The organism is Mycolicibacterium pyrenivorans (assembly GCF_025821625.1).
GTDB lineage: Bacteria > Actinomycetota > Actinomycetes > Mycobacteriales > Mycobacteriaceae > Mycobacterium > Mycobacterium pyrenivorans.
This window is the reverse complement of record NZ_JACKSH010000091.1, coordinates 1-524: the sequence shown is the minus strand read 5'-3', so window position 1 is coordinate 524 and position 524 is coordinate 1. Positions and strand designations below refer to the sequence as shown.

Genomic DNA, 524 nt, shown 5'->3' with positions numbered 1-524 from the left:
GTCCAGTTGATGAGCCAGCCGATCACTGCGGTGAACAACGGAATGCTCAGGAAAGCGAACCACTCCATCGGGGTGTTGATCTGGCTCAACGTCCAGTCTCGATTGACCAGCCAACTCCAGAATTCGCTGAGCGTCGTCCTCACCGCCTTTCGTCGAGCAAAGGTGATTCGCCGACGAGGATGGCTGGTCACCTGTGCGAGTGCACATTAGCCGTTGTTGCGATAACAGACGGCGACTTGTGTGGTGCTTGCTGCACGGGCCGGGCGAATCCTGGGTGGCGGCGCCCGCCAGGAACACGAGGCATCGGGCGGAGTCCGTCATGACGCCGTCAGGACGATTCCGTTCGGCGCTGCCGACGCAGGTTCTGACGCAGGGGTTCCGATCACGGTGCCGACGGCCGTCCCGTTTGCGGTGGCAATGGTGAGGGTGGTTCCGGGTACCAGATTGTCGTCGGCGACGGTATTCCCAGAGAACCAATCATTGAGCCATTGCCCGGACAATTGCGTCAGGGCCAGTGAGTTCTG

At 60.9% G+C, this 524-nt stretch carries 1 protein-coding gene; it reads right to left on the bottom strand.

Annotation, left to right across the window (positions count from 1 at the left end; genetic code table 11):
• Positions 1–317: 317 nt before the first annotated feature.
• The coding region (locus H7I57_RS11605; protein ID WP_264023650.1) for a hypothetical protein at positions 318–524 on the bottom strand (207 nt) is incomplete at its 5' end.